The following is a 15,000-nucleotide window of genomic DNA, read 5'->3' on the forward strand; positions in this document are numbered from 1 at the left end:
GAGTGCGATTCATAACCGAATTTGCTTCTGTGCTTATAAAGGTAAACTATGCAAACACTACTCGCTGACGTTGTTGCGATCAGCCCGCTTACAGACCATGTACATAAGGTCATTTTGAAACCACAGCAACCTGTGTCATTCGAGGCAGGCCAATATATGCAACTTGTATTAGGCGAAAAAGATAAGCGTGCCTTTTCTATTGCAAGCCGCCCGTCGCAAACTGAACAGATTGAACTACATATTGGTGCCGCGGGTGCTGATTCGTATGCAATGCAAGCGCTTGACCATTTACGTCAAGCTCATACAGAGCAACAGCAAGTTAATGTTGAAGTAGGCTTAGGTGTATCACAGCTGCGAGTTGAGGGTGAGCGCCCTATTATTCTACTTGCTGGCGGTACAGGTTTTTCTTATGCTAAATCAATGGCTGATCACCTTGCTGAAATCGGCTGTGAGCGTCCTGTATTATTTTACTGGGGTGTACGTGAGCAAGCTGCACTTTATGCTCATGATGAAATGCAAGCATGGGCAAACAGCAACCCACATTTCCAATACATTCCAGTAGTTGAAAATGCGCCGCAAAGCTGGAATGGCAAAACCGGTTACGTCCACAAGGCTGTTATGGAAGATATCGTGTCTTTAGAACCATACGATATATACATGGCAGGCCGCTTCGACATGATTGGCGTGGTTCGCGATGATTTTATTAATCATGGTGCGGTACGTGAGAACATGTACGCCGATGCATTTGCATTCATTAAATAACTAGCTCATACCGGTTATTTTTAAGGCATCCAATTGGATGCCTTTTTTATTTGTTTTACCTATCGCCTTAATCCGTCTAAACGATTTCACAAACTGCATTTCCTTGACCATACTCTGATTAGAATAACGATGGGGAGAGACCCAAATGCTAAATACAAAAGTACAAGACTTTATGCAACGTAAGTTGCCACACATTACGCCTGAAACTGAAATGACCACCGCGATTAGCGAGCTGCAAAAGTTTAAATTACTAGGCGCACCTGTATTCGATGACAACAAAAGCCTAGTTGGCTTTATTTCTGAACAAGAGCTGCTGCAACCGCTCATGCAAAACAGTTATTTCTGTGATGGTGTAGTGAAGGTAAAACAGCTAATGCGCACCGATGTTGTTACCGTAAGTAGCGATCAAAACATCATAGAGCTGGCAGATGGCATGCAAACAGGTAAGCCAAAAAACTACCCGGTTATCGAGGATGGTAAGGTTGTTGGCATGATCAGCCGGGGAGACGTGCTCAAAGCATTGTATGAAAACTATGTCTCATGCCAAGAGCACCAAGTGTAAGTTAGCTGCTTAACGATTAGCAGCTAACTGTTTTAAAGCAGCTTTATCAGCATCGCTTAAATAAGCAATTTCAAGCGCATTAGCTTGCGCTTTTTCCATATCGGCTTGGCTTAAGCCTGCCGCAGGTGCTGCTACTTGATACTCATACGCTATTTCAATACCTTCAACTGCTGGATCATCAGTATTAATTGATGCCAAAATACCATGGTCTAAGAAGGTTTTTAACGGGTGTTTTGCAAGCTCAGCAACAGTGCTGGTTTGAATGTTACTGGTTAAGCAAGACTCAATACCAATGCGCTTATCACGTAAGTAATCCATTAGTGCAGCATCTTCAATCGCTTTTACACCATGACCAATACGCGTTGCGCCAAGCTCGTTAATTGCTTGCCAAATGCTTTCGCTACCTCGCGCTTCACCGGCATGAATCGTGGCAGCTAAGTAAGCATCGTGAACTTGTTTAAAGTGTTCAACAAATAGCTCACCCGGGAAACCAATTTCATCGCCAGCTAAATCAACCGCGACTAAATCATTTTTAAAAGCAAGAAGCGCATCAAGCTCTTGCTGACAGATTTTGGTGCCATATGTACGCGACATGATGCCGATTAAGTTAGCTTTAATTGGTGCGTTATGACACGCACTTTTTACACCATCAACCACCGCTTCGACAACACCTTGCGGGTGTAGGCCTTGGCTTTGCGCCATATAATATGGGCTAAAACGAAGCTCAACGTAATCGAGGTTTTGGGCAATCGCATCTTCAACGTTTTCGATAGCAATACGACGACAAGCATCGTAATCACCCAATACTTTTACACCCCAATCTAGCTTGTGTAAAAACGCCACTAAATTTGGTTCAGGGTCGATAACCTGTACGTGCGGAATAAGCGCTTCAATGTTGTCAGCAGGTAATTCAAGATTAAACTGACGACCAAGCTCTAAGATCGTTTGTGGGCGAACATTACCATCTAGATGACGGTGAATATCAAGCAAAGGGAGTTTGTTATTGATCATAATTAGCACTCAGGTTCAGTAAATTTGCGCGGATCATACGTACCCACGGCGATATTTCAAGTTTAGATGATTTTATTTACTTTTTAGAGGTCAAATGTCTGCTTTAATGGCTGCTAGCATTATGCAAAAAATGCCACAAAGTTTTAAAAAGTTTATCTGCATCAATTGGTTTAGTTAAATAACCATTCATACCACTGGCTAAGCCTTTCTTTAGGTCATCATCATGAGCATTTGCCGATAAGCCAATAATAGGTAAATCGGTGATCAGCAGTTCATTACGAATAAACTTAGTCGCTTGTAAGCCATCCATATTCGGCATTTGAATATCCATAAGCACAAGGTCATAGCTTTTTTCACTGATCATCTTTATAGCCTCGTGGCCATCTTTAGCGATATCTGGTTGGCAGCCTTTAGTTTTTAAAATCGAACTCGCCACATGTTGATTCAATGGATTATCTTCAACCAACAGAATTGCATCATCGGCAAATGAAACAGCAGTCACATCAATATCAGCTAACTCATCATCACTATGAATCACCTCTTCAAGAGGAGACTCAAATGGCAGCGAAATTGTAAACGTTGAACCTTGCCCCTCAGTGCTACTGAGGCTTATCTCGCCTCCCATCATAACAATGAGTTTTTGACAAATACTCAAGCCTAAACCTGTGCCACCAAAGCGACGAGAGGTTGAGCTATCGGCTTGTGAGAATGGTTTAAACAGACGCTGCTGGGCCTCTTTGCTGATGCCGATGCCTGTATCAATAACACTAAAATAAGTAAATTCACCCTGCTGCCAAATACGTAATGTAATCGTGCCTTCTTGAGTGAACTTCACCGCATTGTTTAACAAATTCAACAATACTTGTTTTAAACGAATTGGGTCGGTATGGATCAGTAGGTGTTCAGAAGCATCAAGCTCAACTCTAAATTCTAAAGAGCGAGAGTTAAGCTCAAACTGCAATAAGTTAGTCAGCTCACTAACCAACGCATTCACATCTATTGGTTCTTGATGTAGCTCCAATCGCCCCGCTTCTATTTTAGAAAAATCTAAAACATCATTGATTACACGTAATAGTACATTCAGTGCACCATCGGCTTGATCAATATAACCTCGGGCTTGTTGCCAGTCAGGCTCTTGCATTGCTAAATAATGCAAACCCTTAATACCATTAATAGGCGTGCGTATTTCATGGCTCATATTCGCCAAGAACTCACTTTTAATTTGGCTAGCTTTATCGGCTTTTAACTTTTCTTCGCGAAGGCTTTGAGTTTGCTTTGCCACTTGCTGACGAATTTGAATATTAGTACCAGTTACAGAAATCAAAAAGGTGATCAATAACCAAACAAACAGCATACCGACTATTTGCGCCAACCAATAAGGCAACCATGACGACTGTGCAACTGACTCCCATAATTTTACCTGCCAAACGCGCTCACCAATAATAAAGTTGAAGCTCGCAATAGCTGTTGTACCTACACGATGTGGGCTGTAAATTTCGACAGGATTACTGCCGTCAGTAACGTCATAGAAGCTGGCATCGATATCAGTGTTCTGATTAAAATTAAGTGTTTGTGCTAACACTTCTAAATTGACCACGGCGACAACATAACCTCTAAATCCGACCTGGTGATTAATGTCTGAATAAACTGGGTTGAAGAATAAAACGCCCTTTTCGTTACCATCACCTTGCATCAGGGTAATAGGCTCACTGACGGTGACATTCTTAATTAACCGAGAGTCAGTTAACGCTTGTTTACGTAACTCGTTTGAGGCTAAATCAAAGCCTTGTGCTGGTTCGTTCCCTGCTAAAGGATGAATATATTGCACCGGAAAATAAACCGTTCGCTTACTCACCGGCTGCCACTGCCCTGCAGCATTTTTTTCTTTCACATAATAGTCAGCGCCCAGTTCATCACGCAGTAAATTTTGATAATTATTTAGTTGTGAGTGAATAACCTTAGGTGCCCACTCAAGGGCAAGAATTTCTTCGCTGTATTGTAGTTGCCTTGATGTGAAGCGCTTAAATTCGTCAAAATCAACCATGTCACTACTAGCAAAAAAAGTTGCGAGTAAGGCTAAGTGCGACTTAATTTCATCGACTTTATGTTCAAGGTTCGTGTGAATCGCACTGACTTTAGCTTGCTGGCGCTGTAAGTCTTTGTCTTTTTTTACACTGGCTGCACCATAAAAGCTGACACAAATAACCACGTAAATTAATAGCGCCGGCACAATGATTTGCAGCCGTTGGCGAGTATGATGGTAACTAAATGCCGCTAAAATTAATGGCGTGAATATCAGAACCCCAATGCTATCGCCAATCCACCATGCGATAAAATTATTAAGCGCCGCATAACTCGGAATAACATTGTTAATGACCAGTAAGCCGGTGCCAATTGATGCAGCAATCAAGCTACACAAAGGGCCGCCAATCATTAAACCAAGCATACTTTGCTTTAATGACGATAATTCAATCGGGCGTTTAACGACATGAATAATAATGTAATAGGCAAGCCAAGCTTGGAATGTAGATGCAGTTGTTACGCCAATTGCCTGCAGCATCATTTGCCAGTGAAAAATATCAGTGGCTTTATCAAGGTGAATAAGGTTTACAAAGAATGCCCCTAGCAGAACCCCTGGCAAGGCACGATTTCTAAGTAGCAAGATACTGGCAAGCGCAATACCTGAAGGCGGCCATGCTGCAACCGCATAGCCATCAATCGCCAGCAATGAATTACTTAAGTACCCTGTAAGAAAGTAAGCAAGTGCAATGCTTATTGTCAGTGTAAATAAGTTCTTCAAGCCATCGCTCCTTTGCTGGCTGGAGTAAAATTATTGATAGAGTACCAATGCTTTTTCTGGTTGGGCACTCTTACTGTAGCTGAGCACCGCTTGCTGCAAATAAGCATGGCGATTATCTGCATTAAGCGCTTTATCAAACACTCGCGCGGCTAGGTCATATTCACCGTGAGCATTTGCTAAACATGCAAGGGCTAGTAATAAGTCTGTATTTTCGGTGTCTTTTTTTAATACATCCTGCAAACTTGATTGCAGCTTGAGTGCATCGCCAGCGCTACTAGTACGTAAAATACGTGCTAAATCTTTATGCTGTAGCGGTTTTTTGAGCATTTTAATTAAGCTTAGCTCAATTTTGTTTAACTCACCTGCCTTCGCCATCGCCGTTAAATAGCTTACCTCTGCGTGTGGCTTCAAGTTTTTGGCTAATTGCTCATAACGCTCAGTTAAATCCCCATTTGACTGAGCTGCAAAGTAACGGTCGAACAATTGTTGCCACTCTTGCTCAGAAAGAGCTTTTTTACGTAATAAACGTGGCATAAAGTCATTAAGTGCCGCCCACTTTTGCTCTTGCACTAAAACATGGGCATACATTTTAAGCTCTAAACGAGAGGCTTTTTTGCGTTCAGCTAACGCTTTAAGGTCAGCAAAGATAGTGCTGGTTTCGCCGCTAGCAATCCATAAATTAGCCACTTTTAGCTGCTTATCTTGGCTTATTTTATCAAGATAGCTAATTGCTTTTTCATTTTCATTATTCGCCAGTGCAGCTTTAGCTAGAAGCGCAAAACGTATATCGCTCCACTTTTCTGCAACACTGTTGTTATCAAGTGCAAGCTCAAGCTCCGTATAATCGTTATTAATTAAGCTCCATACACCTTGCTCAATAGCCGCTTGTTTACGCTCTTCACTGCGCGCAAAGAAACCATGGCGTGTATGGCTATATAAAGATATTACGTAACGGCAAAGCTTATAAAGTAAAAACAGTGCAGCGAATGCCAATATTAAAAGTGCAGTAACGCCCCAAATAGTCCCTTCAATGGTTGTTTTATTAAAGGCAATTAGTACATAACCCTTTTGATCTATAAAAAAAGGGGCAATCCCTAAGCAGACTGCTATTGCAATAATGATTAATAAAAAGCGGATCATTGTGCCCACTCCTTCACCTGCTCAGTACTTTGTAGTGACACTTTTGGACTAAAATCGAGCTGCTCTTTAGAAAGCTCAGCAAGGCTTTTTAAGGCCGCTTTTGTTTGCGCATCATCTTGTTTAAAGTAATCTTTTACCAAACTATGAGCAGCATCAACAGCACTAAAATACACACTACTTTGTTTACTTAATACCGCATCTTGCGCTTGAGCTAAGTATAAACTTAAGCGCTGTTTTACTAGGTGACGCTCTTGCTCACTTAAAAATGGTGCGATAACCATATCTTCACGTGTGCGCACTTCTACAAAGAAGTCTTTAAACTGCTGCCACGACTTCGCAAGGTTTTGACGCCATTCACTGACATTTTCACTTAATTGATTTGGGTCTTCTTTGACGACCTCTTCAGGAAGTGAAATAGCATTAAATACCAGTTCATCAACTTTTTGATTAATGCCATGCAGTTTTAAATAAATTGCTTCAACAGCCACAGGTTCTATGGCATTCAAGGTTTGTAAATCTTGGTGAATTGCTTGGCGAATAGCGCCTGTACCCGGGTGTTCTGCAAGTAAGCTATCTAAGCGAGATAGCACAGCAGCAGCCCCTTGGTAATCGTGCTCTGCCCACAATTTAAACTCGGCCATACGCTGCAGGCTTGTGACTTCTTGCGGATTAAGCGTGAAAGTTTGCTGCTCGGCGCGCTTTAAAGCTGCTTGTAATTGCTGCTGTGTTTGCTCAGCACTTTCATTTAGTGCATCAGTGACCTTCTGTTCACTGTTATAAAGCGAGTGCTGCATTGTTTGTTGGGCACTTTTTAATGCATCAATTTGCTGCTGTAAGCGTAGGTTTTCATCTGTCAGCTCAGTCAATGCCACAGCCGATTGCTGATCGCTATTTAATTTTAGATAAAACTCATAGCCAACTACACCAGCCACTATAAGTGAAATAAGTAACGCTAAGCTACCTGTTTTGCTGATGCCTCTTTTAGCTTGTACAGGCGCTTTCGCCCCAGTATTTGCCGTTTGCGCTTTTTTCTCTGGCTGTGCGGTCACTGGCTTTGCGGGTTGTTTTGATTCTGCTTCACTCATTTTGCTACCTTGCTGATTAATGCAGGTGAACATAGCGCTGTCGCTCGCCCCTGCAGCAATATGTATCTGTGTTCTTGCGACATTTTGTTGCTTTAAATAATCAGCGATACGCTCACTGGCAACGAAAAATTGTCGCTCTTTCAACCATGCAAGCTGAGGCTCATTTAGGCCATTAAAAATGGCATCCACCGCTGCATTACTGGTAATGACTATACCTTCTACATCAATTGTTTGCCAGTGGTCCATCCACTTGCCCGGTTCGCTCTCAATTGCGCTCCGCTTGTAAACAACCAACTGATTTAATAAAGCACCACGTTGTTTTAAGGTTTTTGCTATGGTCGTGCGCCCACCTTCACCTTTCACTAAAACGATGTTACTTAGCTCAACATCTTGTAGTGTTTTTAATTCAAGCAGACCTTCTGAATCATGCTGTTTGGGTACTGCAGCACGTCGCCCAAAGGCTTCATAAACCGCATCAGCCGTTTGCTGGCCGACCGCATAAAGTTGCGCTGCTTTGTTGATGGTTGGTGTGAGTTTTAACAAGGCATGCACGGCATCTTGCGAGATAAAAATGATTTTATCGGCATTTTCTAGCGGCGCGAGCTCACTACTATTTACTGTGAGGTAATCTAAGGTAAGAACAGGACACAGGGTTGTTTGATAACCCGCCTGCTGAAGCTCAAGAGCAAGCTCAGTGCCTTTACCTTCTGGACGAGTTATCAAAATATGCATATTAAGCGTCTCTATATACTTCAGCTAAAATTTTATCAGCACCTTGCTCAAGTAGTTTTTCAGCAAGTGTAATACCTAACTGCTCTGCGTCAGCCACAGGGCCTGTCACTTCATCACGCAGCATTTGGCTGCCATCAATAGCGCCCACTAAACCACGTAAATGCACTTGCTCACCATCAACCAATGCAAATGCACCAATTGGCACTTGGCAACCACCTTCTAAACGGCGATTCATAGCACGCTCGGCATTAACACGAATACGTGTTTCATTATGTTCGAGTGGCGCTAACAGTGCTTTTGTCACTTCATCATCAATACGGCACTCAATACCCACAGCACCTTGACCATTTGCAGGTAATGATACTTCTGGCTCGATAAAAGCTGTAATACGCTCAGGCATTTCTAAACGAATTAGACCCGCTGCAGCTAGAATGATTGCATCATATTGACCATCATCTAGTTTTGCTAAACGCGTATTAACATTACCGCGTAAATCACGAATGTCTAAATCTGGGCGAGCTTCGCGAATTTGGCATTGGCGGCGTAAGCTTGATGTACCAACAATAGCACCTTGTGGTAACTCATCTAAGCTTTTGTAGTTGTTTGATACAAACGCATCGCGTGGGTCTTCACGTTCACAAATAGTGTGTAATGCTAGGCCTTCAGGAAACTCAACAGGCACATCTTTCATTGAATGCACCGCAATATCTGCACGGCCATCTAGCATGGCTTGCTCAAGCTCTTTTACGAATAAGCCTTTACCACCAATCTTTGCCAGTGGCGTATCAAGGATAATATCGCCTTGTGTCGACATAGGAACCAACTCTACCGTTACGTCGTCATGGAAGTGCTCTAGTTGAGCTTTTACAAATTCAGCCTGCCATAAAGCAAGTGCACTTTTACGGGTAGCGATACGAACTAGTTTTGTTGTCTGTGTCATGAAAAATCCAATTAATTATCAGGCTGATACTAAATATTACTCAGCTAAAATTCTAAATTCTTTTTGGGCCAGTAAGTTGCCATCTGCGTCAATAACTTCAACACGCCAATCACCCAGTTGCTCTGGCATAATGTTTTTCGTTGAATAAGTACGAAAACGTGGACTACTTACCGCCAATTCAATCGAAGCAAGCTGTTGATCTTGGTAATACCATTGGTGACGAACAGTTTGCCCTTGCATATTTCTAAGCTCGCTAAAAAAGCTCAGGCTATTGCTTATTTGCGCTAATTTTACATCGTTTTTTAAAACGTTTACTGGTTCTCGATCAACAACATCGGTTGTTAATACCGCGCGGCTTACTTTGTCTGTGTCTATTTTAGCGCCAATTGCGACACTGGCAATATGCGCTGACTGCGAAAACTGCTGCTGAGCATCAGGGGCTGCAGCAATCTCTACTTGCTGTTCGGTTTGTGGTGGCTCTTCGTCAAGAGTGACCTCTGATGTTTCCGGTTGTTGCTCGTCAACAACCTGTTCACTGTCGATCTCAACCTCTACTGTCGTAACCTCAGGTTCAACAATGTTTGAGCTCACAACCTCTGCTTTAGCCGTTTCTGTGCTATCAGCCTGCGGTGTTTGCTCATTAATTGACAAAGCATCGACTTCTTTTGGCTCTTCTTGCTCAGCGTCATTTAAAGGAGCTTGTAATTCAGCATTTGTAAACTCTGCTTGCGGTTCATCTTGCGGTGATTGTTCAGCATTTACAGCACCAGTTAAGCTATACACTAAAATAGCCAATGCTACTAAGATAACACTGCTAACCATAAAAATGCGTCGCCAATGCCATTGATAAGTCACTGCTGTAGGAGTTGAACCTGCCGATTCAACGGCATTCATATTTGCTGTAATTACAAGTTTCTTTGTCATGTTGGCCTCTAAAACCAAAAATTAACTCAAGCGAGCAATTAACCACTCACGAATAGCCATTAACTCTTCACCACAAACTTGGTGCGCCATCGGATAGTCTTGCCAGCTTACTTCCATGTTGTTAGCGCTAAGCACGTCAAATGCTTGTCTGCCTGCGCTATGCGGTACCACATCGTCAAATCGACCATGTGCCATAAAAATATTTAACCCCTGCTGCTTGGCTTCATCGGCTAATTTTGCAGGCACACACATGTAGGTTGAAAGTGCCATTACACCCGCTAATTTATAATCTAGACGTGGCGCTAAGTGCAGCGATACCACACCCCCTTGCGAAAAACCGGCAAGAATAATTTTGTTAGGAGCGATACCATTTGCTATTTCTTGATCAATAATTGCTGCCACTTTTGCAGCAGATTCACGCACTCCTTGCTCATCAGCACGCTTATCTAAATCCATCGATTTAATATCGTACCAAGAACGCATTGCCATACCACCATTTATGGTGACCGGCTGCACTGGCGCATGTGGAAATACAAAACGTACGCCAAGCTCTTTTGGTAGAGCAAGTTGCGGTGCAACTGGGGCAAAACCATCACCCGAATCACCTAAACCATGTAGCCAGATAACCGTTGCTTTGTGGTCGCCTTGCGCTGGGTACTCAACAAACTCTAAACTCATAGTTCAGAACGCCATTCAATTGTTTGACCTGCTTGGCGAGTTGCCGCATCACACATAAATTGCCAAAACTCTGCACCCGAGCGGTTATCAATCCACTTATCGTCGCGTAGTTCAAAATGGTGACCATTAAATTTAGTCGCTACCCAAACTTGGTGTAATGGTGCTTGCTTGTTGATCACAATTTTACTGCGATCAGGAAAGATGATTTCTAAAATACCTGACGCTGATTCATAGTCTAAATCGGCATCACATTCATCGATTTGCTCTTCAATAGTTAGCATTAATGCATCGGCTAGTGTGTGGTATTCATGATCAGTCATTTTAGTGTCCTTTAACTGGCTTTAAGCCTAGATCTGGGGGCAGATTGTGTACATCAAGTGTAACAGGAATAAATTCATCCGCGAATAGCTGCATTTTTTAAATATTCTGTTACTCTGCGATTATAAAGCCAGCAACCGTATTAATCTAATGAAAGAGACTCATAGCCAAAAATTAAAAACCACTTTACCTCTAAGCGTCCTTCTACTAACCCTAGCAGGTTGCGGACAAAGTGGTGCTCTTTATCTGCCAGATGATACTAAGCCGCCTGCAAAGTCTCAGCCACAAGCTGATCCATCCGAACAACCAGAGCAAAAACAGGACCAATAGATGGACTTTTTTAACTACAATAATAATCAGCTGTTCGCTGAAGACATCGCTGTCAAAGAGCTTGCCGAACAATATGGTACGCCTTGTTATATCTATTCTCGCAAAACCTTTGAACGTCATTATCTAGCATTTGCTGAAGCTGCTAAGTCACATAAAAGCTTGGTGTGCTATGCCGTAAAAGCCAACTCAAATATTGCCGTGCTGAATATTTTAGCGCGACTTGGTTCAGGTTTTGACATCGTTTCAAAAGGTGAGCTTGCGCGCGTTATCCAAGCAGGCGGAGACGCTAGTAAGGTTGTATTTTCTGGCGTTGCAAAAACCGCTGACGAAATTGCCTATGCACTTGAATTGGGGATCAAGTGTTTTAACGTTGAGTCAGTGGCTGAGCTTGAGCGTATTTCAAAAGTGGCAACGGATCTTAACTTAGTGGCACCGATTTCGATTCGCGTAAACCCAGATATAGATGCAAAAACGCACCCTTATATCTCAACCGGCTTAAAAGAGAATAAGTTTGGTATTGATATTCAAACTGCGGTGACTGTGTATCAACATGCAGCATCATTACCCGGTTTAAAAATTACCGGTGTAGATTGCCACATCGGTTCGCAGCTAACGGAAATAAAACCTTTCTTAGCAGCCCTTGAAAAAGTACTGACTCTTATCGAAGAGTTAAAAGCGGTTGGCATCAAGCTAACTCACCTAGATATCGGTGGTGGTCTTGGCGTGCCTTATAATGGCGAAACACCTCCTCACCCGAGCGAGTATGTTGATAAAATTACCGCTCGATTAGCAGACTACCAAGATTTAGAACTTATTTTTGAACCTGGTCGTGCGATTGCAGCCAACGCAGGTATTTTAGTTACTAAAGTTGAGTTTATTAAACAAAACCAAGATAAGTTCTTTGCTATTGTTGATGCAGGCATGAACGATATGTTGCGTCCATCGCTATATCAAGCTTGGCAATCTATTGTGCCAGTTGAACCTCGCACAGATGATACGCCTACTCACAACTACGATATTGTCGGCCCAGTTTGCGAAACCGGCGACTTTTTAGGTAAAGACCGTGAGCTTGCACTTCAAGCTGGTGACCTATTAGCACAACGCAGCGCTGGCGCGTATGGTTTTACCATGAGCTCAAACTACAACTCACGCCCGCGTGTTGCAGAGATTATGGTGGATGGCCAGCAAAGCCATTTAATTCGCCAACGCGAAACCTTAGAAAGCCTTTGGCAAGGTGAGAAAATTTTACCATAAACGTTTTTATAACCGCCCTGCTCTGTGGCATGATTAGCTCAGAGCAAACCCGAATTAGAGCGTTATGTTAGTTAATTTTTCAAAAATGCACGGCCTAGGTAATGACTTTGTCGTTATTGATAACATTACTCAAAATGTTTTTTTATCACGTGATCAAATAAAGAAGCTGGCAGATCGCCATTTCGGCATTGGCTTCGATCAACTGCTTATGGTTGAAGCCCCTTACTCTCCTGATCTCGATTTTCATTATCGTATTTTCAATGCCGATGGTAACGAAGTTGAACAGTGCGGCAACGGTGCGCGTTGTTTCGCTCGCTTTGTACGTATGAAAGGCCTGACCAATAAGCATAAAATCTCGGTTTCAACAAAATCTGGTAACCTCACGCTTTATATAGAGAAAGATGGTCAAGTAACGGTAAATATGGGCCACCCCAATTTTGAACCGAACAAAATCCCATTAAAAGCCAGCAAGCGTGAGCTGACCTATATTCTTCGTACGGAAGAACATACGGTATTTAGTGGCGCAGTATCGATGGGTAACCCGCATTGCGTGTTAGAAGTTGATGACATTCATAGCGCAGAAGTCGCCACCTTAGGCCCACTCCTTGAAAATCATGAACGCTTTCCACAACGCGCAAATGTTGGTTTTATGCAGGTAATTTCGCAAGATCACATTAAACTAAGAGTGTGGGAACGTGGCGTTAGTGAAACCTTAGCCTGTGGTACAGGTGCTTGTGCTGCGGTCGTGGTTGGTCAAATTCAAAGTAAACTTGCTACTACCGTACAAGTTGACTTACCAGGCGGCAGTTTACAAGTACGCTGGCAAGGTGAAGGGCACCCTGTACGAATGACAGGCCCTGCTGAGCATGTTTTTGATGGACAAGTGGCACTATGAGCAAACTAACAGAACAACAAATTGCTGAATATTTAAAAGCACACCCTGATTTTTTTATTAAAAACCCTGATGTACTCGCTGAAGTTGAACTACAACAGCAAACGGCGGGAGCAACGTCTTTGGTGCATATTCAACAGCGCCAATTACGTGAACACAATACGTTATTAAAAAATAAGATTGAGCAGCTCGTTGAACAAGCAAAAGAAAACGAGTTAATTTACCGCTTATTTAGCGACTGTCATCGTCAGTTATGGACTAACTACGACTTTACGACACTGGCTAGCAACTTGCGCAATATTATCTGCACGAACCCATCCATTAACGAATGCCACTTAGTTAAGTACGATACAAAGTTTGATGAATTAATTGCCCACCGCCTGCAAAACGACGGTATTTATTTGGGTCGAGTAAGTCAGCAAGAAAGAGACTTACTGTTTTCAGACACAACTCAATCGACTGCTTTATATTTAATCGGTAACACGAAACACCCTGTGGCTATTTTGGCGTTTGGTAGTGATGACGTAAATCACTTCGAACCGGCAAAAGACAGCTTTTTTGTCCTTGAGTTTGTGCGCTCATTGCAACTGCGCTTATTGGAACTTGCATGAGCGATGTGACGACGCCAGACATTGATGAATTAAGTGATGCTTGGCGAACACCCATCCAACTATTTGCAGACTACTTACGCTACGAAAAACAATACTCAGCGCACACAGTAAACCAATACACTAGCCAGCTAGGCTTCGCAGCTTTGTACTTTAGTAAACTATGTGAAGACTGGTTTGCTGTTCAAGGTGAGCATATTCGCCGTTACAGCATGCAAATGCGCAGCAAACAATTAAGTGGTCGCACAATCAGTTTAAAACTAAGTTGTATTCGCAGTTTATATAAATTCTTAAAAGCCAAAAATATAGCCAGTCAGGCACATTATCACAATCCGGCAGAGGCCATTAAAGGGCCAAAATTTTCCAAGCCTTTACCCAAAAATTTAGACGTAGATCAAATGGCTAAGCTACTAGAACTGCCAGATGATGAGCCTTTAGCTATTCGTGACAAAGCCATGATGGAATTAATGTACTCTTCGGGTTTGCGCATTAGCGAGTTAGTTGGCGCTAACATACAAGATATAAACCCCACTGAAGGCGAAATTTTAGTCCGTGGTAAAGGTAACAAAGAACGTTTATTACCTGTAGGCAGCAAAGCGCTCAGTGCATTAAAAGCATGGCTGAAAATTCGCCCTCAGTTTGCACACCCTGATGAAATAGCCGTGTTTGTTAGCAGCCAAAAAAAGCGAATTTCCGTACGCCAAGTTCGCCTTCGCATGCAAGAATGGGGTATTAAGCAAGGGATCAGCTCGCAAGTGCACCCACATAAATTACGCCACTCGTTTGCTTCACATATCTTAGAATCATCAGGGGATTTGCGCGCCGTACAAGAACTGTTAGGACACAGTAGTTTGTCTGCAACTCAAGTTTATACGCATTTAGATTTTCAGCATTTAGCTAAAGTTTACGATAACACCCATCCACGCGCTAAAAAGCGCTCAACATCAGAGTAACCCCTTGCCAT

The 15,000-nt window shown here is 42.6% G+C and carries 15 protein-coding genes; 7 read left to right on the forward strand and 8 right to left on the reverse strand.

Features of this window, described 5'->3' with window-relative positions:
• Positions 1-48 precede the first annotated feature (48 nt).
• The gene (gene fre / locus PASHI_RS15345; protein ID WP_062566233.1) at positions 49-762 is read left to right on the forward strand and encodes an NAD(P)H-flavin reductase; all 714 of its coding nucleotides are present in this window, start codon (positions 49-51) and stop codon (positions 760-762) included.
• A 145-nt stretch (positions 763-907) separates the two neighbouring features.
• A complete protein-coding gene (locus PASHI_RS15350) occupies positions 908-1,324 on the forward strand; it encodes a CBS domain-containing protein (RefSeq protein WP_054563674.1) in 417 nt (138 codons plus the stop codon).
• Between the two features lie 9 nt (positions 1,325-1,333).
• On the opposite strand, the gene add is transcribed toward PASHI_RS15350, so the two are convergent.
• From add to cyaY, 8 genes are all read right to left on the reverse strand, one after another.
• On the reverse strand, positions 1,334-2,335 hold the full coding sequence (gene add, locus PASHI_RS15355) for an adenosine deaminase (protein ID WP_062566234.1): 1,002 nt from the start codon (positions 2,333-2,335) through the stop codon (positions 1,334-1,336).
• A 103-nt stretch (positions 2,336-2,438) separates the two neighbouring features.
• Complete coding sequence (locus tag PASHI_RS15360) at positions 2,439-5,135, reverse strand: CHASE domain-containing protein (RefSeq protein WP_062566235.1); 2,697 nt, start codon at positions 5,133-5,135, stop codon at positions 2,439-2,441.
• A 30-nt stretch (positions 5,136-5,165) separates the two neighbouring features.
• Complete coding sequence (locus tag PASHI_RS15365; protein WP_062566236.1) at positions 5,166-6,275, reverse strand: heme biosynthesis protein HemY; 1,110 nt, start codon at positions 6,273-6,275, stop codon at positions 5,166-5,168.
• On the reverse strand, positions 6,272-8,092 hold the full coding sequence (locus PASHI_RS15370; RefSeq protein WP_062566237.1) for a uroporphyrinogen-III synthase: 1,821 nt from the start codon (positions 8,090-8,092) through the stop codon (positions 6,272-6,274). The genes PASHI_RS15365 and PASHI_RS15370 overlap by 4 nt, the downstream gene beginning before the upstream one ends.
• A gap of 1 nt (position 8,093) precedes the next feature.
• Entirely contained in the window at positions 8,094-9,032 is a 939-nt protein-coding gene (gene hemC / locus PASHI_RS15375; RefSeq protein WP_054554664.1) for a hydroxymethylbilane synthase, read from the reverse strand.
• A 36-nt stretch (positions 9,033-9,068) separates the two neighbouring features.
• On the reverse strand, positions 9,069-9,956 hold the full coding sequence (locus PASHI_RS15380) for a DUF2914 domain-containing protein (protein WP_062566238.1): 888 nt from the start codon (positions 9,954-9,956) through the stop codon (positions 9,069-9,071).
• A 21-nt stretch (positions 9,957-9,977) separates the two neighbouring features.
• Positions 9,978-10,634, reverse strand: a complete 657-nt coding sequence (locus PASHI_RS15385; protein WP_062566239.1) for an alpha/beta hydrolase — start codon at positions 10,632-10,634, stop codon at positions 9,978-9,980.
• Complete coding sequence (gene cyaY, locus PASHI_RS15390; protein ID WP_054554661.1) at positions 10,631-10,954, reverse strand: iron donor protein CyaY; 324 nt, start codon at positions 10,952-10,954, stop codon at positions 10,631-10,633. The genes PASHI_RS15385 and cyaY overlap by 4 nt, the downstream gene beginning before the upstream one ends.
• Before the next feature lie 148 nt (positions 10,955-11,102).
• Between cyaY and lptM the strand changes: the two genes are divergently transcribed.
• The 5 genes from lptM (at position 11,103) to PASHI_RS15415 (ending at position 14,989) form a co-directional block, all read left to right on the forward strand.
• On the forward strand, positions 11,103-11,282 hold the full coding sequence (gene lptM / locus PASHI_RS15395; protein WP_062566240.1) for an LPS translocon maturation chaperone LptM: 180 nt from the start codon (positions 11,103-11,105) through the stop codon (positions 11,280-11,282).
• A complete protein-coding gene (gene lysA / locus PASHI_RS15400; RefSeq protein ID WP_062566241.1) occupies positions 11,283-12,536 on the forward strand; it encodes a diaminopimelate decarboxylase in 1,254 nt (417 codons plus the stop codon).
• A gap of 64 nt (positions 12,537-12,600) precedes the next feature.
• The gene (dapF, locus tag PASHI_RS15405) at positions 12,601-13,431 is read left to right on the forward strand and encodes a diaminopimelate epimerase (RefSeq protein WP_054563683.1); all 831 of its coding nucleotides are present in this window, start codon (positions 12,601-12,603) and stop codon (positions 13,429-13,431) included.
• Positions 13,428-14,039 (forward strand): DUF484 family protein, encoded by a 612-nt coding sequence (locus PASHI_RS15410; RefSeq protein ID WP_062566242.1) that lies wholly within the window; start codon positions 13,428-13,430, stop codon positions 14,037-14,039. The genes dapF and PASHI_RS15410 overlap by 4 nt, the downstream gene beginning before the upstream one ends.
• The gene (locus PASHI_RS15415; RefSeq protein WP_062566243.1) at positions 14,036-14,989 is read left to right on the forward strand and encodes a tyrosine recombinase XerC; all 954 of its coding nucleotides are present in this window, start codon (positions 14,036-14,038) and stop codon (positions 14,987-14,989) included. Before PASHI_RS15410 ends, PASHI_RS15415 begins: the two co-directional genes overlap by 4 nt.
• Positions 14,990-15,000: the final 11 nt, after the last annotated feature.

The organism is Pseudoalteromonas shioyasakiensis, from assembly GCF_001550135.1.
GTDB classification, from domain to species: Bacteria; Pseudomonadota; Gammaproteobacteria; order Enterobacterales; family Alteromonadaceae; genus Pseudoalteromonas; species Pseudoalteromonas shioyasakiensis.